The 17,729-nt window shown below is 49.4% G+C and carries 13 protein-coding genes; 9 read left to right on the top strand and 4 right to left on the bottom strand.

Translation table 11 applies throughout. The features are described 5' to 3' along the window. The first annotated feature begins 65 nt into the window (after positions 1-65). Positions 66-2,153: an acetate--CoA ligase family protein gene (locus tag Q1A04_RS01475; RefSeq protein WP_299700217.1), complete on the top strand. Its 2,088-nt coding sequence runs from the start codon at positions 66-68 to the stop codon at positions 2,151-2,153. On the opposite strand, the gene Q1A04_RS01470 is transcribed toward Q1A04_RS01475, so the two are convergent. Beyond that, entirely contained in the window at positions 2,140-3,219 is a 1,080-nt protein-coding gene (locus Q1A04_RS01470; protein ID WP_299700214.1) for an ATP-binding protein, read from the bottom strand. The genes Q1A04_RS01475 and Q1A04_RS01470 overlap by 14 nt on opposite strands. Positions 3,220-3,519: 300 nt before the next feature. Between Q1A04_RS01470 and Q1A04_RS01465 the strand changes: the two genes are divergently transcribed. Together Q1A04_RS01465 and Q1A04_RS01460 are read left to right on the top strand one after the other, a co-directional pair. Further along, positions 3,520-3,990 (top strand): fasciclin domain-containing protein, encoded by a 471-nt coding sequence (locus Q1A04_RS01465; RefSeq protein WP_299703614.1) that lies wholly within the window; start codon positions 3,520-3,522, stop codon positions 3,988-3,990. Positions 3,991-4,162: 172 nt separating this feature from the next. After that, positions 4,163-5,062, top strand: a complete 900-nt coding sequence (locus Q1A04_RS01460; protein WP_299700211.1) for a neutral zinc metallopeptidase — start codon at positions 4,163-4,165, stop codon at positions 5,060-5,062. 133 nt (positions 5,063-5,195) lie between these two features. Here the strand turns inward: Q1A04_RS01460 and Q1A04_RS01455 are convergent, their stop codons facing one another. Further along, entirely contained in the window at positions 5,196-6,350 is a 1,155-nt protein-coding gene (locus tag Q1A04_RS01455) for a serine hydrolase (protein WP_299700208.1), read from the bottom strand. Between the two features lie 141 nt (positions 6,351-6,491). On the opposite strand from Q1A04_RS01455, the gene Q1A04_RS01450 reads away from it, so the two are divergent. Beyond that, positions 6,492-7,463, top strand: a complete 972-nt coding sequence (locus tag Q1A04_RS01450) for an aldo/keto reductase (RefSeq protein WP_299700205.1) — start codon at positions 6,492-6,494, stop codon at positions 7,461-7,463. Positions 7,464-7,505: 42 nt separating this feature from the next. On the opposite strand, the gene Q1A04_RS01445 is transcribed toward Q1A04_RS01450, so the two are convergent. After that, the gene (locus Q1A04_RS01445) at positions 7,506-9,287 is read right to left on the bottom strand and encodes a mechanosensitive ion channel family protein (RefSeq protein ID WP_299700203.1); all 1,782 of its coding nucleotides are present in this window, start codon (positions 9,285-9,287) and stop codon (positions 7,506-7,508) included. 184 nt (positions 9,288-9,471) lie between these two features. On the opposite strand from Q1A04_RS01445, the gene Q1A04_RS01440 reads away from it, so the two are divergent. Genes Q1A04_RS01440 through Q1A04_RS01430 form a run of 3 tightly spaced genes read left to right on the top strand, consistent with a single transcriptional unit; the run spans position 9,472 to position 15,119 of the window. Continuing rightward, positions 9,472-11,046: a type I restriction-modification system subunit M gene (locus tag Q1A04_RS01440; RefSeq protein ID WP_299700202.1), complete on the top strand. Its 1,575-nt coding sequence runs from the start codon at positions 9,472-9,474 to the stop codon at positions 11,044-11,046. Between the two features lie 3 nt (positions 11,047-11,049). Beyond that, entirely contained in the window at positions 11,050-12,234 is a 1,185-nt protein-coding gene (locus tag Q1A04_RS01435; protein WP_299700200.1) for a restriction endonuclease subunit S, read from the top strand. Between the two features lie 17 nt (positions 12,235-12,251). After that, positions 12,252-15,119, top strand: a complete 2,868-nt coding sequence (locus tag Q1A04_RS01430) for a type I restriction endonuclease subunit R (protein ID WP_299700198.1) — start codon at positions 12,252-12,254, stop codon at positions 15,117-15,119. Between the two features lie 122 nt (positions 15,120-15,241). On the opposite strand, the gene Q1A04_RS01425 is transcribed toward Q1A04_RS01430, so the two are convergent. Beyond that, positions 15,242-15,814, bottom strand: coding sequence for a hypothetical protein (locus Q1A04_RS01425; RefSeq protein ID WP_299700196.1), 573 nt, complete (start codon positions 15,812-15,814; stop codon positions 15,242-15,244). Positions 15,815-16,094: 280 nt separating this feature from the next. Between Q1A04_RS01425 and Q1A04_RS01420 the strand changes: the two genes are divergently transcribed. Together Q1A04_RS01420 and Q1A04_RS01415 are read left to right on the top strand one after the other, a co-directional pair. Next, entirely contained in the window at positions 16,095-16,985 is an 891-nt protein-coding gene (locus tag Q1A04_RS01420) for a hypothetical protein (RefSeq protein ID WP_299700193.1), read from the top strand. A 438-nt stretch (positions 16,986-17,423) separates the two neighbouring features. Further along, on the top strand, positions 17,424-17,672 hold the full coding sequence (locus Q1A04_RS01415; protein ID WP_299700190.1) for a hypothetical protein: 249 nt from the start codon (positions 17,424-17,426) through the stop codon (positions 17,670-17,672). The last annotated feature ends 57 nt before the right edge of the window (positions 17,673-17,729 follow it).

Genomic DNA, 17,729 nt, shown 5'->3' with positions numbered 1-17,729 from the left:
ATCTTTTAACAGGGCTAGATTGTTTTACTTTAGGGCGAATAAATAGCGCAGACATCTCAGCCCGCATGATCAGTCCCCAGCTTCTCGACCCCAACAGCATCGCGATTGTCGGTGCCTCCAACGACACCTCCAAACCTGGTGGTAAAGTCCTGCACAACATCCTGCGGCATGGCTTCGCGGGTGAGGTTTACTGCGTCAATCCCAAAGAGGAGCAGGTGCAGGGCATTGCCTGTGTGCCGGATGTGGAGCGCTTGCCTGCTGTCGATCTGGCCATCATCGCCATCGCCGCCGCTTATGTGGAAGACACCTTGCGCACGCTGGCCTTTCAGAAAAACTGCAAAGCTTTTATCCTGTTTTCGGCTGGTTTCAGCGAGACTGGTGAAGCGGGCAAAGCGCTAGAGGAACGCTGCGTGCAGATCGTGCATGAGGTGGGTGGCACGCTGGTCGGGCCAAATTGCATCGGAGTGATCACAGGGAAATACAAAGGCGTGTTTGCGGGGCCCGTGCCGACCTATGACCCCATGGGCTGCGACTGCGTGTCGGCATCTGGTGCCACTATGGTCTACCTGCTCGAGTCGGCCATACCGCGCGGACTCAAGTTCCGGGATATTTTCTCGGTGGGAAACAGCGCCCAGATCGGGGTGGAGGATGTGCTGCAGTACTGGGACGAAACCTACGACCCGGCGCACAGTTCCCCCATCAAACTGCTTTACATGGAGCAGATCGCCGATCCCCAGCGCTTTCTCAAATATGCTCGTTCGCTCGTGAACAAAGGCTGCCGCATTGCCGCCATCAAAGCCGGTAATACCGAGGCAGGTTCCAGAGCCGTGTCGTCGCACACGGGCGCTTTAGCTGGTTCAGGTATGGCGGTAAGCGCCCTCTTCCGGAAAGCGGGCATTATCCGCTGCTACAGCCGCATCGAGCTGGTGTATGTGGCCGCTATCTTTACCATCAATCCCCTAAAAGGAGACCGCATCGCGGTGGTGACCCATGCCGGCGGACCGGGTGTGATGCTGACTGACATTCTGGTGAAAGGCGGCATGCAAGTGCCGCAGCTCGAAGGGCCCAAAGCGGAGGCGCTGCTCGCCAAGCTATACCCGGGTTCTTCTGTGGCCAATCCCATCGATTTTCTGGCGACCGGCAATGCCCAACAACTCGGGGAGATTCTTGATGCCGTGGAGCATGACTTCGATGAGATAGACGGCGCCGTGGTGGTGTTCGGCACAACCGGCATGTGGCGGGTGGATGACGTATACCTGGTGCTGCACGAAAAAATGCGCTCCTCCCGCAAACCCATTTTCCCGATCCTGCCCTCGGCTATACAGGCCGCTGAGGAGGTAAGCCATTTCCATACCATGGGCCACGTGAACTTCACCGACGAAGTGAGTTTTGGCTATGTGCTCTCGCGGGTAAACAAAATGCAGCCTCCTTATGCCGATCCGGTTTTGCCCCTGATCGACACACAGAAAATCCGCCGCATTATCGATCGGGCACCGCAAGGGTATTTGCCCGTCGACCATGTTTTCGAGCTGCTGGATGCGGCAGGTATACCTACCGCGAAACAGGCAACTGTGCAAAGCAAACGTAAGGCACTGGCGCAAGCCGATGTTTTGGGCTTTCCGCTGGTGATGAAGGTGTCGGGGCCGGTGCACAAATCGGATATCGGAGGGGTGGTGTTGGGTGTGCGGCACATCGAGGACGTGGCGCGGGTGTACGACCGCCTGATGGCGCTGGAGGGTGCCGACGGCGTGCTCCTGCAGCAGCAGCTAAGCGGAACCGAGGTGTACATGGGCGCGAAGGCAGAGGAGCCTTTCGGACACTTGGTGCTCTGCGGACTGGGCGGCATCTTTGTGGAAGTGTTCAAGGATGTATCGGCGGCGCTGGCACCGGTGGGTAGGGAAGAGGCTATCCGCATGATCAGGCGCCTACGGTCTTACCCCATCCTGCAGGGAACCCGAGGCAAAAGCGGTGTGAACGAAGAACTTTTGATCGATACCATCCTACGCATCAGTGCCCTGCTGGAAGCCGCTCCCGAGATCCGGGAAATGGACATTAATCCGCTGATGGGTATCGCTGATAACCTAGTGGCTGTGGATGCGCGGGTGCTTGTTCACGACCTGTCCGAATCGTACACAAGTCTTACTCAGCCTTAAAGTACACTTTGAAAGTTGATCCTTCGCCTAACGTGCTTTCCGCCTTTATCTCACCACCCATCTGCTCCACCATGTTTTTCACAATGAACAGTCCTACACCAGTGCCCTCCACTTCGCTGTTTAGCCTAGTATAGCGATCAAGCACTGACTCCAGTTTGTCTTCGGCTATACCTGTACCATTGTCGCTCACGGTAAGTAGAATGTAGTCTCCTGACTTTTCCGTTTGGATGGATATGACAGGTGTACTGTCCGGCTTTTGGAATTTAATGGCGTTGCTGAGCAAGTTGTAAACGATGCTTCTGACATTTTTTCGGGAGAAGCAGATCTCTGATTCCTTTATTTGTGTGCTGATCTGTGCGTTAGTCTCCGCTATTCTGTCCCGGAGGGCAAGCTTGGCATCTTCGATCACGTTCTCAAAATTCACACGCTCCGGTTCTTTGGCGAAGCCCGTGTCGCTCTGCTGAATGTCAGCGAGATCTTCTACCGTCTGGCGGAGGTTGGCAACGGACTCGCTGAGCATGTCTTTGATATGCTGACTTTCCTCTTTCGAATCTGGTGTATTCTGCAGTAACCTGGTCAGCCCTTCTATGTTAGAGAGGGGGCCTTTTATATCGTGGGAAATGGAGTGAATGATGTTCTCATAGTCCCTGTTCAGCCGCTCGTAGCCTCTCAGGGTCTGTATGCGGTCATTGATATCGATAAAAGTGACGATGACCCCGTTAGTCTTGTTCTCCTTGCGCACGATGTAAGGCAGGATGTTCATCTGGTACCATTTCTTGTCAGTGGTTTGAATTTCCTTTTCCAGATCCTTGTTGCTCTCGATCACCTCAGTGATGTTCTCTATGAAGGTAGGGAAACGGATGTTGCTGGAAACGTCATCGATGTGCTTGCCAATGTCGTCGGCGGTAAGCTTGAAGTGCTTCATGGCAGGCGGCGTGAACTTTCGGAGGATCATGTTAGAATCCACGAACAGCTGCGGTATGATCGTGTTGTTGAAATAATTCTCAAGTTCTTCGTTCAACTCGATGAGTTTGCTGTGCGACTTCTTTTTGTATGAATGTTCCATGAGGTAGGGGTATTAATGTCTGTCTTCTCAGACAAGGTAGGCATTAATAAGTCAGCAAAGCCCAATTCGTCAGCTAAATGAAAAATGACTTTTAGCTGAAGGTCAAAGAATTTGAACAAAGGAGATAGTAGTTGGTTTCTACCCTGTAAATCAATTAATTAAAAACCAATACGTATGAAAAAACTAAGCGTTTTCTTTTTCTCTGCTCTCTTCCTTTTTGGCTGCACCACAGATAACCAAACCACGGATAGCGCAGAAACCGTAACAGACGACACCGAGATGATGGCCACAGAAGACACCATGACCACGGACGATGCCATGACCGCTGGATCCGATGCCATGACCGCTGGATCCAAGGATATTGTGGCGCTCGCTTCTGAAACCCCTTCGCTCTCTACACTAGTGCAGGCTCTGCAGGCAGCAGACCTAGTCGGAGCTTTGCAAGGTGCAGGTCCTTATACCGTGTTTGCCCCGACAAACGAAGCCTTTGCCGCTTTACCGGCCGGTACCTTGGAGAATCTCCTCAAGCCTGAAAACAAGCAACAGCTCGTGAACATCCTGACTTACCACGTCGTGGAAGGTAACGTGAAGTCGACTGATCTGACGAATAACATGTCTGCTAAAACATTGAATGGCGCTGAGTTGAAAGTGATGCTGGATGGCAGTAGTGTGATGATCAATGAAGCCAACGTAAGTACGGCGGATGTGGAAGCATCGAATGGTGTGGTACATATAATTGATAAAGTAATGTTGCCGCCATCTGAAATGTAGTAGCATTCTCAATCATTAGAAACGGGCAGGTGCTTTTCCCATAGGCGCCTGCCCGTTTTTGCATCCAAGTGAAGCTGCCTGCCGTTATACTGCGCATATAGGTATAGACTTTCCCTTGCAAAATGGAAATGAGCCTATTTATGATCACTCACCTTATTACAAAAAGTATATTATGAAATGGCAAGGCAGAAGAAAAAGCAGCAATATAGAAGACCGTAGAGGACAATCAGGAGGCGGTTTCGGTGGTGGCAGAGGCATCAGTCCCATGCTGCTCATACCTTTATTCCGGCTCCTTTTCTCGAAAGCGGGGCTGGTAATTGTGGCAGGGATCGCCCTGCTGCTATTCTTGACAGGAACCAACCCCCTGACGCTCCTGCAGCAGTTTGTGGGTGGGGAGCCACAGTACGCACAGTCGACAGACTACCAGCCGAGCCCGGAAGAGCAGGCGCTGGCCGAACAGACGGCGGTCGTGCTGGCAGATACCGAAGATGTCTGGAACAAGATTGTTGATGGCTACAGAGAACCGACCTTGGTGCTGTTTTCAGGACAGGTAAACTCGGCCTGTGGTTCAGCTTCTTCCGCTTCAGGACCTTTTTACTGTCCCGGCGATGAAAAACTGTACATCGATTTGAGCTTTTTTAGTGAAATGGAACACAAGCTGGGTGCTGAAGGAGACTTTGCGCAGGCCTATGTGGTGGGCCATGAGGTGGGGCACCATGTGCAGAACCTCACGGGCACCATGGATCAGGTAAACGCCATGCGGGGCCAACTATCCCAGACGGAATTCAATCAACTGATGGTAAGAGTCGAGTTGCAGGCTGATTTCTATGCCGGTGTGTGGGCGCATCATACTCAAAAAAACAAAAAAATTATGGAGCCTGGCGACTTGGAAGAGGCCCTGAACGCGGCCAGCGCCATCGGCGATGACCGGCTGCAAAAGCGGGCCACCGGAAGGGTGGTGCCCGACTCCTTCACGCACGGCACCTCGGCCCAACGGGTCCGTTGGTTTAGAAAAGGCTTCGAGACAGGCGATGTGAATCAGGGCGATACCTTTAACGCGTCGGAGTTGTAGCGCAACAGGTTAAGTGCTAAGACGCAACCCTTGCAAGCATGAAATAGGAGGTGCGATCAATCAAAACGGGCAGGCGCTTTTCCATAAAGCGCCTGCCCGTTTTGTTTTGGGGAAATTGAAAAGGAGAGGCCAGTTATTTAATTAAGTTGTTGTACAGGCTGTTGAGGACGTCTGCCAGTGCCAAGTTGTATTCATTCACTTCAGGGGCGCTGGTTCCATTCGTGATAACTACAAAGCCAAACTGCTCTTTTGGCTGAAAGAACATGGCGCTGTAAAGTCCGTAGGCATTGCCGGTGTGCCCAACCAAAGCCTTGCCGGTAATTAAATTAGACTCCGTTTTTAACGCCAGACCGTAGCCATTGTCGGCGATCTTTTTCTGCATTTGCTTGGCGCTCTTCTTCGAGATGATCCGAGTACCCTTATACTCGCCTTTGTTTAGGTGCATCGTCATATACTTGGCCAAGTCCGTTGCCGAGATCTTCATGCCGCCAGTGGGCGAGAAAATGGGCGTGCTGTAGCCCATCTTGTAGCTTCTGATTTCCTGCCGGCGCGGGGCGTAGGCCGATGGTGACGGTGAGAATGTACTGGAGTCAGCATTGTATTCATACAGGGTCACGAAGCGGCTGGCGTCAAGGGAATCTACGTTATAGCCGCCGTACAGTCCTAATGGGTTCAGGATGTGGTGCTTCACGTATTGGTCGAAGCGCTCACCGGACAGTTTCTCCAGTATGGTGCCGGCCATGTTGAAACCTAGGTTGCAATACTCATAGCGTGTGCCGGGCTCGTAGTTGTTGTAGCAGGCAGCCCAGTTCGAGTTTTTGGCTGGATCGATGGTGTCGAGGGTAAAGTAGCCCTCGCTATCGTTTATGCTGGAGGTGTGCGAAAGCATCATCCGCAGGGTAATGACCTTTTCCGGGTACTTGGGGTTGAGCACCTGAAAACCCACCAGCTTACTGACATCCTCATCCAGCGAGAGCTTACCCGCCTCGACCAATTGCATTAGCGCCGTAACGGTAAAGGACTTGGAGATAGAGGCGATCCTGAAAATGTCGTTGTTGGTGAGTGGCGTTTGGCTTTCAACATCCTTTAGGCCGAAGGACTTGGCGTAGACAATCTCACCTTTCTTGACCACGGCAACCGATAGCCCGACCATGTCATGCTGCTGCATAATGGCTTGTAGGTCTGTCTCGGTTTTTGCTTCCTGCCCATGGCCGGACAGGGTGAAGGCGATAAAAGCAAGTGTTGTGAGCGTGGCTTTCTTCCAGATTTTTGTCAGCATCGGTGTCATAGGTTGTGGGGTATGAGAAGCCTAAGATAAGCATCTATCCCAGAAATTGGTAATGCCACGTGAGGTAAGGCCGTGAGAACGACAACTCTTGTATATTTACACCAGTATGAATGCAGAACTGAGAACAGAAAACAGACAGGTATGGAGTACAGAAGATTTGGCCGCACAGGCTGGCAAGTGAGCGAAGTAGGTTATGGCATGTGGGGTATGGCCGGCTGGACCGGTTCCGATGACCAGCAGTCAGACCACTCTTTGGATTTGGCCGTGGAAGGCGGCTGCAACTTTTTTGATACGGCTTGGGGCTACGGCAAAGGCAAAAGCGAAGAAATCCTTGGCCGTCTGATCAGGCGCAATCCGGATAAGCGCCTGTATGTAGCCACCAAGATTCCACCCAAAAACATGAAGTGGCCGTCGAAAGCCTCCTACAAGCTCGAGGACTGTTTTCCCGCTGACCATATCATTGCCTATACCGAGAAAAGCCTGCAAAACCTCGGGGTGGAGACCATCGACCTGCAGCAGTTCCATGTTTGGGAAGACAGCTGGGCTGAACAGGAAGAATGGCAGCGTGCTGTGGAGAAGCTGAAAGCAGATGGCAAAATTCAGCACATGGGTGTGAGCGTGAATCGCTGGGAACCTGACAATGTGCTCCATACCTTGCGCACCGGCCACATCAGCAGCGTGCAGGTCATCTACAACATTTTCGATCAGGCCCCGGAAGACAAACTTTTCCCGCTTTGCCGCGAACTCGATATCGCCACCATTGCCCGTGTTCCTTTTGATGAAGGCACCCTAACCGGCACTTTCACAACGGAGACCACTTTCCCCGAAGACGACTGGCGGAGCACGTACTTTGTGCCCGAAAATCTGAAGTCCAGTGTGGCGCATGCCGATCGGTTAAAACCACTTGTGCCTGCTGGCATGACCATGGCGGAGATGGCTCTGCGTTTTATTATCAGTAATCCGGATGTGAGTACCACCATTCCCGGAATGCGCAAAGCACACCACGTACAGGCCAATCTGCAGGCCAGCGATGGGAGAGGGTTGCCGGATGAACTACTGGAGCAGCTCAAGTCGCACCGCTGGGACCGGGAACCTACCGAATGGTCGCAGTAGAAGGACTTGATAACAGAAAGCCTCTCACTTACGTGGCACGCTTTAGTTATTGCTGCTGACGTGCATTTGGGCAGGCAGGGCAAAACCGTTGCCTTTGGTATTGACGACCTCGATCATTTGCAGCAGCAGCCCTTCCTTGATGGCTAGTTGCTCATTAAAATCACTGGTGAGAATGTAGGCAAACACTTCGAGCTTCAGGTTGTCGGTGGCAATTTCGGTGAGGCGCACCCGGGCGCTTGCCCGCTCCACTTTATCGTGCGTGCCTAATAACTGCCGCAGTTCGCTCAGGACCTCGTTTATCTGTGGAAGCGTGGTGTCATATCGTAGCCGAAGCATGGGGTTAAACAGAAAGCGGTCGCGGTGCGCGAAGTTCTCGATCTTCTGAGAAGAAAAATCTCCGTTCGGAATCGTTACAACCGTGCGTTCGGTTGTGCGGAGGCGGGTAGAGCGCATCCCGATCTGCTCCACAGTACCCGTGGTATCGCCTACTTTGCAAAAGTCCCCTACGCGAATGGGCTGGTCTGCGATCAGGGTGACACTGCCCACAAAGTTTTCTACTGTCTTTTGCGCACCCAGTGCCAGCGCGATACCGCCTATACCTAATGCAGCCAGACCGGTGGTCACATCAAAACCCAGCGTATCGAGCAGGAATATAACACCGAAAACGAGCAGCGCCACCTTCACCCCCCGGCGCAGAAACAACACGATCGAAATGCCCGCCATGTTGCGGCGCTGGATCAGGCGCCGCTGACTGAAATTAGTGAGCGCGTCCACCAAACGCCAGAGCAACAGAATGATCGCCACTAGGCCAACGGTGATGGTAAGCTCACTGAAGCGTTGACGCAGAACAAACGATATACCCAGCCGCTGGCTCAGGATAACGAGGATCCAGGCAGCCAAGTATAGCCGAATAGGGAGTGAGAAAGCTCGGATGACGCCATAGGTTGGTTCGTCCCGGGTTCGGCGCCAGGCAAAGTTGATCAGGTAGGTGAGTGCCGCTGTCAGTCCCCATGCCAGCAGGTAGGCCACCACCGCGATAAGCAACATACCCAGCCAGTGTCCCACGGGAACACCTGCCCAGCGGTTATCTTCCAGAAAATCAGGCAGGGTTTTTTCGATCACGGTGCTAGATGGCGTGTCGGTCTCCAGCGGCACTTTGCTGATGGTTTCGGATGCTACCAGCCAGATCGGGCCACCTGCCGGGCCCTGCGTTTTTTCAAGCAGCAGGTCAAAGGTCTCTTCGTTCACGGTGGCGGTTCCTACCCGCTCTAGGTGCGGGGGCAGGTTGTCCTGCAGTTCACCATCCGGCGATTCGCTGATCCAAGAACGTGGAGCAGTCTGACTGCGCTGGTCCAGCAGGCGTTGCAGGGCTTGGGCCATGGCGGCCCCGTCTTTTATAGGACCGCCCGGTATGTCTAAGTTGAGGTAGAAGGCGGCTTTGGTATAATCTTCGTCAGCCAGTGCCCGGATCAACCCCGTGACGGTACCCCGAGGTGTGCGCCTTCCCAGTGAGTCTTCGGGCCAAGTTGGTTCGGCGATGACTGTATCCTTTTCAGTTTCCTGGGCCCAAGCTAGCGAAGGTACAGCCAGCAGGAAAACAGCGCTAAGCAGAAGCAAGCGGAAGGGAGCCCGGAAGTACTGTTTAAATAAGTAACTGAGTAGCGAAGGGTGCATGGTGTTTGAGGCTGTTGGTGCGAGGTGCAAAGCAGGCAACACGCTTATACCTGCCAACTGCTTCGCGCTTACATCAACAAATAACGGCAGCGAAGAGGTGGGGTTGCGAGAGGGTGAGGTTGCAGGTATAGGTGCGTACTTGCCTGTCATGAGCAGGCTCCCTAATAATTTAAGCGGATGAAGTGCACTAAGTCAATTACTTATGTACTATATCAGCCATCAGTAAAGTTTAAACTTGCACCAAGTATATAAATTTCACTATCTTGTTATATCTTGTAAGATTTATCATTTCTATACCTATACCTGATTACAACCTTTACCTATCAGCTTACCCATGTCTGAAAACCATAAACGACAATTAGAACAACAACTCTGGAACATCGCCAACACCTTGCGCGGCAAGATGGACGCTGACGAGTTCCGGGACTATATACTTGGCTTTATCTTCTACAAGTACCTGTCGGAGAAGATGGAGCTGTACGCCAACAAGATTCTGGCAGAAGATGGCATTAAGTACCACGACATAAACGAGAATACCGAAGAAGGGCAGGAGTACCTGGAGGCCATCAAAGAAGAAGCGCTTTCCAGTCTGGGGTATTTCCTGAAGCCGACAGAACTGTTTGGTGAACTGGCTCGCAAAGGCAACTCCAACAGCAGGGAAGAAGGCGCGAGCAACTTTATACTAGATGAACTGACACTGGTGCTCAAGCACATCGAGCAGAGCACCATGGGCACCGAGAGCGAGGACGACTTCAACAAGCTGTTTGAAGACCTGGACCTGACTTCCACCAAGCTGGGCCGCACCGAGGCTGCCAAGAATGACTTGATAGCGAAAGTGCTGGGCCACCTGGACAAGATTGACTTCAAGCTGGAGGACACCGAGGCCGACGTGCTAGGCGATGCCTACGAATACCTGATTGGGCAGTTTGCGAGCGGCGCTGGCAAGAAGGCCGGTGAGTTCTACACCCCGCAGGAGGTATCGAAGGTGCTGGCCAAGCTAGTGACTACCGGCAAGACCAAGCTGAAATCGGTGTACGACCCTACCTGCGGCTCGGGCTCTTTGCTCTTGCGCGTAGCCAAGGAAGTGGAGGAAGTGTCTAACTTTTACGGGCAGGAGCTCAACCGCACTACTTACAACCTGGCCCGCATGAACATGATTCTGCACGATGTGCACTTCCAGAAGTTCGACATCCGGCAGGAAGACACACTGGAGCACCCGCAGCACCTAGAGCACCGCTTCGAGGCGATTGTAGCCAACCCGCCGTTCTCGGCTAACTGGAGCGCCAGCCCGCTGCACATGTCCGACGACCGCTTCAGTCAGTACGGCAAGCTGGCCCCGAGCTCCAAAGCAGACTTTGCCTTTGTGCAGCACATGGTGCACCACTTGGCCGAGAACGGAACGATGGCTGTGGTGCTGCCGCATGGTGTGCTGTTCCGGGGCGCAGCCGAAGGGCACATCCGCCAGTACCTGATTGAGGACCGCAACTACCTGGATGCCGTCATCGGTTTGCCGGCCAACATCTTCTATGGCACGTCTATACCTACCTGTATCCTGGTGTTCAAGAAATGCCGCGAGCATGCCGATAACGTATTATTTATAAATGCAAGTGAACAATTTGAAAGAGGCACACAGAATGTTCTACGCCAAGAAGATATTGATAAAATCATCTCGACCTACCGCGAGCGCAAAACCGAGGACAAGTATAGCCATGTTGCCAGCCTGCAGGAGATACGCGAGAACAACTACAACCTAAACATTCCGCGCTACGTGGACACCTTTGAGGAGGAAGAAGCATTAGACCTGAACGAAGTAGCCGCAGCACTCGCCCAACTGGAAGACGAAATGCAAAATACCGACACCACCATCGCTGCGTTTTGTGACGAGCTGGGTATAGCTAAACCTTTTTAAGCCATGGAAGCAGTAGAAGAAATAACAGCAGCAGTGAAGAACGCACCTATACTTCGGTTTCCAGAGTTTGAGGGTGAATGGGAACATAAACCGCTTAATGAATACCTAAGCGAATCTAAAAAGAGGAACTTAAAGCTTAAATTCGGGAAAGAAGATGTCTTGTCTGTTTCGGGTGAGTTTGGAATTATTAACCAAATTGAGCATTTGGGTAGGTCTTATGCAGGTGTTTCAGTCCATAACTATCACATTGTAGAAACAGGCGATATAGTCTACACAAAAAGTCCGTTAAAGAGCAACCCTTACGGTATCATAAAGATTAATAAAGGTAAAGCAGGTATAGTTTCAACCCTTTATGCGGTATACAAAGTTAAAGAAGAAAAAGCCCAAGGCTTATTTTTCGATTTCTATTTTGGTTTAGATGCTAATGTCAACCGCTATTTAAGGCCATTAGTTAAGAAAGGTGCAAAGAATGACATGAAGGTCAATAATGCCTATGTGTTAAATGATAAAGTCTTTGTGCCTTCTATACCTGAACAAAAAAAAATAGCTTCATTCCTGTCTGCCATTGACAATAAAATCCAGCAGCTTAGGAAGAAGAAGGCCTTGTTGGAGAAGTATAAGAAAGGGGTGATGCAGCAGATTTTCTCCCAGCAAATCAGGTTCAAGGATGATGTTGGCAATGATTTTCCGGAGTGGGAGGAGAAGAGACTAAGTAATGTTGCTAAGTTAATGTATGGAAAAGACCAGAAGCAAGTATTAGATTCAAATGGTCAATACCCTATCTTAGGTACAGGTGGATTGATGGGCCGGACTAATTCATACTTATACGATAAGCCATCAGTACTAATTGGTAGAAAAGGAACAATAGATAAACCAGTTTATATTGATACTCCATTCTGGACAGTTGATACACTATTCTATACAGAAGTACTTTCTAACACATTACCCAAATGGCTATTCTATAAATTTCAAACTATAAACTGGAAGTTATATAACGAAGCTTCTGGTGTCCCAAGTTTAAGTACTTCCACCATCTATAAAATCAAAATCAGTCAGCCTTCTATAGATGAACAAGTCAAAATCGCCAACTTCCTTACTTCCATCGACAACAAGATAAACTTTACTTCTAAACAACTAGAACAAGCCCAGCAATTCAAGAAAGGCTTGTTGCAGCAAATGTTTGTTTAGTCCGCCAAGCAAAACCTATGGGAACACAACCGGAGCAGGTACTCGAAGACAACCTGGTAAAGCAGCTGCAGGGGCTGGGCTATACCTTCGTCGCCATTAAAGACGAGGAGGCGTTGCTGGCCAACCTGAAGCAAATGCTGGAAAAGCACAACCAGGTGTCGCTGACTGGGAAGGAGTTCGAGCGGGTGCTCAACCACCTGAACAAAGGCAATGTGTTCGACCGCGCCAAGATACTCCGGGACAAGATGCAGCTCACTAAGGACAATGGTGACAGCGTATACCTGGAGTTTCTGCAGCAGGAGCACTGGTGCCAGAACCAGTTCCAGGTAACCCAGCAGGTGAGCATGGAAGGCACTTACAAAAACCGCTATGACGTCACGCTGCTGGTCAACGGTCTGCCCCTGGTGCAGATTGAACTTAAGCGCCGCGGCCTAGAGCTGAAAGAGGCCTTCAATCAGGTGAACCGCTACCACCGGCACTCCTTCAGTACGTCCTTTGGCCTGTACCAATACGTGCAGCTGTTCGTCATCAGCAACGGCGTGAACACCAAGTACTACGCCAACAACAACAAGCAGACCTTTAAGCAGACCTTCTACTGGGCCGATAATAAGAACAAGCTCATCACCCAGCTCGAAGCCTTCACGAAGGCTTTCCTAGAGCCCTGCCACATGGCCAAAATGGTGACCAAGTACATCGTGCTCAACGAAGCGAAGAAGATGCCGATGGTGTTCCGTCCGTACCAGTACTACGCCACCGAGGCAATCATCGAAAAGGTAAAGAACAGCGACAAGAACGGCTACATCTGGCATACTACCGGCTCAGGCAAAACGCTCACATCCTTTAAGGCCAGCCAGCTGCTCATGCAGCTCCCCAAGGTGCACAAGGTCGTGTTCGTGGTGGACCGCAAGGACCTGGATTACCAGACCACCAAGGAGTTCAACAGCTTCTCGGCCGGCAGCATAGACGGCACCGACGATACCTGGGCACTGGTCAACCAACTCTCCGGCGACACCAAACTCATCGTCACCACCATCCAAAAACTCAACAATGCGATTGGCGGGGCAAGGTTCACGGGCAAACTGGAGGCGCTGCGCGAAGAGCGCATTGTGTTCATCTTTGACGAGTGCCACCGCAGCCAGTTCGGCGAGACGCATAACCGCATCAAGAAGTTCTTCGCCAAAGCCCAAATGTTCGGTTTCACGGGCACGCCTATCTTCGCGGACAACGTGATTAAGAACGCCCACGGCAAGCGCACCACCAAAGACCTTTTCGACGAGTGCCTGCACAAATACCTGATTACGGATGCCATCAAAGACGAGAACGTGCTCAAGTTCTCGGTGGAGTACATCGGCAGGTATAGAGAGAAGGAGAGAAGCAATACCGAGATTGACATTGAGGTAGAGGACATCGACACCAAGGAACTGCTGGAAGCACCGCAGCGCTTGGAGAAAATCGTGGACTACATCATCGAGAACCATGGCCGCAAGACCCACGGTAAAACCTTCACCGGCATGTTCTGTGTGAGCAGCGTGGAGGTGCTTATCCGCTACTACGAGCTCTTCCAGCAGCGCAAAGCCGAAGGCAAGCATAACCTGAAAGTCGCCACCATCTTCAGCTACGCCGCTAACGAAGATGATAAAGGCGCTGATGGATCCTATACCTTCGACGAAGACGATGATGTGCTGGTAGCCGCAGAGCCCCGGCTTGCCTACAGCGCCACCAGCCACACCCGCGAGAAACTCGATGCCTTTATAGCGAATTACAATACCATGTTCGGCACCAGTTTCTCCACCAAAGACAGCCAGTCTTTTTACAACTATTACAACGACGTCTCGAAGCGCACCAAGAACAAAGAGGTAGACGTGCTGCTGGTCGTGAACATGTTCCTGACCGGCTTCGATTCCCCGCCGCTGAGCACGCTTTACGTCGACAAGAACCTGAAATACCACGGCCTGATCCAAGCCTACAGCCGCACCAACAGGCTTTACACTGAGCAGAAATCGCAGGGCAACATCGTGGTGTTCCGTAACCTGAAGCAAGCCACCGACGATGCCATTGCGCTCTTCTCGAACAAGGATGCCAAAGACGTCATTCTGGTGGAGCCATACGAGGACTACGTTACCAAATTCAACATCGCCTTTGCCGAGCTCCTGAAGATTGCGCCTACCGTCGGCAGCGTAGACAGCCTTCGAAGTGAAGAAGAAGAGCTGGAGTTCGTGAAGGCCTTCCGGGAGCTGATGCGCATCAAGAACGTGCTCACCACCTTCGCCGATTTCAGCTTTGCTAACCTAGCCATGACCGAGCAAAGCTTCGAAGATTACAAGAGCAAGTACCTGGACCTATACGACAAGGTAAAGACAGACACCGCCAAAGAGAAGGAATCTATTCTCGATGACGTGGACTTTGAGCTAGAGTTGATTCACCGCGATGAAATCAACGTCTCCTACATCCTGAAGCTGCTGGCCAAACTCAACAGCGCCAAACCGGAAGACAAGGAGAAGCAGAAAAAGCAGATTATCGACATCCTTACCGGAGAGACCACACTCCGTAGCAAACGCGAGCTCATCCGCAAATTCATAGAAGAGAACCTGCCCCACATAGAAGACGCCGACGACGTACCAGAAGCCTTCGAAAGCTTCTGGCAGCGCGAGCAAATGGCCGCCTTCGAGAAGATGAGTAAAGAAGAACAACTGGACCCCGTGAAGCTACAAGCCGTGCTGGGGAACTACCTTTTCACGGAGCGAAAGCCGCTTAGAGATGAAGTGCTGGATATGTTGCCAGCGAGGCCGAAGCTGCTGGAGCGAAGGCCGATTGCTGAGCGGATTACGGCTAAGGTGATTGGGTTTGTGGAGACGTTTATTAGTGGGATGGGGAATAGACCTTAGACATCTAAGGCAAAAAGGATAAATTATAGTTACTCAAATTTACTCGAAGAATTAAGAGAAGGTAAGAATCTTCTATCTCATAGCTTTAAAAGCTTTAATTAATGGATCTGACTTAAATCATTTTAATTGATGTCTGATTGGGCAGAAATTGTTTCCATGTTTTTCCAATCCATCTTCATTTTAATCCAATGACTTCCAGGGTTTAGATTTCTTCTGATATATAAGGCGTTGAATACCGCAATTGCAAATAATAATCCGGTTGCAGATAACCCAACTAGATTTTTGCTTTCAAGAAAGGCTGTGTTCATCCATATTATATATACCAGAACTACTAGGTTTAACAATTGATCTGCTACTGCAATAGCTCTAGTGTTTGTAACATTAGGATGTTTTTTTACATAAGCCCCCCATTTATGCCAAAAGCCCTTTTTAACAAATATACCCTCAATTTCACTAAGTCTAATGCCGTAAATTACTAAATGCCTTGTAATTGAAATATGGATAGTAACTGAGCCGGTAATTATCAACAGTAAACTCCCTTCTATGATCAGCAGCTGGACAATATTCGAGGTTTCTAGTAGTGCTAACAAAATACTTATAAGTGATGCAATGAGTCCTAGTATAGTTAACCTCACATTCCAGAAAGCTCTCATATTATTAGAAATCTCTTTGTACTCAGTTAACAGCATTTCCATTTGAGGTGGGTTCAAGCTGGTATTCATATTCAAATATCTTAGTATAACTTAATGTACTATTTATTGAAATAAAACAATAATTATAAGCTAAAAATTTAAAGCTGTTAGCTATCTTAAGTATTGTTTTCACTAAAATATGTAAACATAAGTTAATAATGCAGGTAAAAAATACTAGGCTTATGCTTTGATATTCAGGTGTTTGGCTTGATTTGTTTTGACATAAATTGTGTTGATTTAAGTGTTGTCGAATTAAGGGTTAATAATAGGAAGAGAGGTAAAAATGAGTAAGAATTATATAACTATAACAGCACTAAGTTTTACACTTATCTTTTTGGAGCTAGTGCTTATTAAACCTTTATGTGCTCAGAGTATACCTACTGCTGAACAACTTATCTCAATGTATGATTCGCATCAAAAAGGGGATATTTTCCAAGTCAAGCAATACGCAAATAATTTAGAATATACTATAATGGACAAAGATGAGTCAGATAGAGTATTTTATGGCAAAAACGGATTAAAACGACACATCTGGGCATTTGGGAATGGAAAATTCACTTTTAAAGATAAAACTGCTCATGAAGGTTTATTTAAGTATTATTATAATCAAATATCAAAATTAACTGATATTGAATATGCAGATGAGAACACTTTCTTCTTTGAGTTCGATGATAAAACTATTTATTTAAATCGGGAAGAGGGAGAAGTTTTAGTTGCTATCACACCAAAAAGTAAGTACGAATCATATAAATCAGACTCTAAACCAAATTCTAAAACAAGCTCCAACTTAGGTGGAGATAGATATACTCCTAAAGAAGAAAATGATAAAATTTCCTTTATAAAAGAATACATAGTTATCGGAAAAACATCAACTAGAACTTATTTAAAAAAGGGTGATAAAGTTAAAGTTACAGCCTCAGGTAAAGTTTCCTTTGGGCTTTTTGCAGGCACGGGTGGCCCCCGAGGTATAAGGGGTTTTGAATATTATAGTATTGTAAGAAACTATCCGCACGGATGCCTTATAGCGACTATAGGAGATGGGGGAACTTGGCATTACATCGGTAATGAAGCAACAATCACAGCAGATAAGGATGGCTTTTTAAAACTTTACGTTAATGATTCAGATCCAAGAAATAACACAGGTAGATTTACAGTTATAGTTGAAAATATTTAATTTTTACTGCAAATAGCTTAGATTTATATAGTATAAACTATTTTTTCCGAATGCTATCAACTTTGAAGAGTACTGCCGTTTTAATTGAGCGCACAACATTATCATCTAGCAGCAGGGGTTATTGCACCGTAGTAACTTAGCTAAACCTGAGCGGTATCGGTGATTTTATTCAGATTCCTCCTCTCGTCGAAATGACAGGGTAGCGTATGTTTATCCACTGCAACGGAGTTATTTGAAAGATACAAATGAACATCGCGCAAAAAACCTCCCTGTCGTAACAGAGAAGACACCAATAGCATACCCCCACTAAATACCCCCATTGATCACATCTTTCCCTCCATTCATCACATTTACTTGCCCCTCCGTTTCCTGTTACTTAATCTTATATCGGCTAAGGCACTGAAAGGCTTTGGTTGAACAAGCTAATCCAACGAGACTATGGAAATGAGGCACTACCACATGGAAAGCAACCATTTGAATGGCTGGCAGGCACTGAAAGAAACCAGTCTGCTCTTGCTGCTTTCACTCTACGGTGCGCTGGGTCTGCTTGGGGAACAGCCTGTGTTGCTGCAGTTGCTGCATACGCTGCGGGAGTGCGCTACGGGGCGGCTCCTGCTCGTCGAGGAGCTGGATGTGCTGCGGCAGTCGGCGCAGTGGCTGCATTTTGTGCTCGATGTGCTTTTTTAGCGCCTTTCGTCACAAAATCAGCCGCGTTCATCACATTTATCTTTTATTCGCAACCCA

It is taken from the genome of uncultured Pontibacter sp. (genome assembly GCF_947499215.1).
Lineage (GTDB): Bacteria > Bacteroidota > Bacteroidia > Cytophagales > Hymenobacteraceae > Pontibacter.
Note: the sequence above shows the minus strand (reverse complement) of the source record. Positions and strands in the feature narration are given on the sequence as shown.

What these genes read in the sequence shown, in the direction of transcription:
- Q1A04_RS01475 (WP_299700217.1), top strand. Translation starts at nt 66, where the DNA reads ATGATCAGTCCCCAGCTTCTCGACCCCAACAGCATCGCGATTGTCGGT.
- Q1A04_RS01470 (WP_299700214.1), bottom strand. Translation starts at nt 3,219, where the DNA reads ATGGAACATTCATACAAAAAGAAGTCGCACAGCAAACTCATCGAGTTG.
- Q1A04_RS01465 (WP_299703614.1), top strand. Translation starts at nt 3,520, where the DNA reads ATGACCACGGACGATGCCATGACCGCTGGATCCGATGCCATGACCGCT.
- Q1A04_RS01460 (WP_299700211.1), top strand. Translation starts at nt 4,163, where the DNA reads ATGAAATGGCAAGGCAGAAGAAAAAGCAGCAATATAGAAGACCGTAGA.
- Q1A04_RS01455 (WP_299700208.1), bottom strand. Translation starts at nt 6,350, where the DNA reads ATGACACCGATGCTGACAAAAATCTGGAAGAAAGCCACGCTCACAACA.
- Q1A04_RS01450 (WP_299700205.1), top strand. Translation starts at nt 6,492, where the DNA reads ATGGAGTACAGAAGATTTGGCCGCACAGGCTGGCAAGTGAGCGAAGTA.
- Q1A04_RS01445 (WP_299700203.1), bottom strand. Translation starts at nt 9,287, where the DNA reads ATGACAGGCAAGTACGCACCTATACCTGCAACCTCACCCTCTCGCAAC.
- Q1A04_RS01440 (WP_299700202.1), top strand. Translation starts at nt 9,472, where the DNA reads ATGTCTGAAAACCATAAACGACAATTAGAACAACAACTCTGGAACATC.
- Q1A04_RS01435 (WP_299700200.1), top strand. Translation starts at nt 11,050, where the DNA reads ATGGAAGCAGTAGAAGAAATAACAGCAGCAGTGAAGAACGCACCTATA.
- Q1A04_RS01430 (WP_299700198.1), top strand. Translation starts at nt 12,252, where the DNA reads ATGGGAACACAACCGGAGCAGGTACTCGAAGACAACCTGGTAAAGCAG.
- Q1A04_RS01425 (WP_299700196.1), bottom strand. Translation starts at nt 15,814, where the DNA reads ATGGAAATGCTGTTAACTGAGTACAAAGAGATTTCTAATAATATGAGA.
- Q1A04_RS01420 (WP_299700193.1), top strand. Translation starts at nt 16,095, where the DNA reads ATGAGTAAGAATTATATAACTATAACAGCACTAAGTTTTACACTTATC.
- Q1A04_RS01415 (WP_299700190.1), top strand. Translation starts at nt 17,424, where the DNA reads ATGGAAATGAGGCACTACCACATGGAAAGCAACCATTTGAATGGCTGG.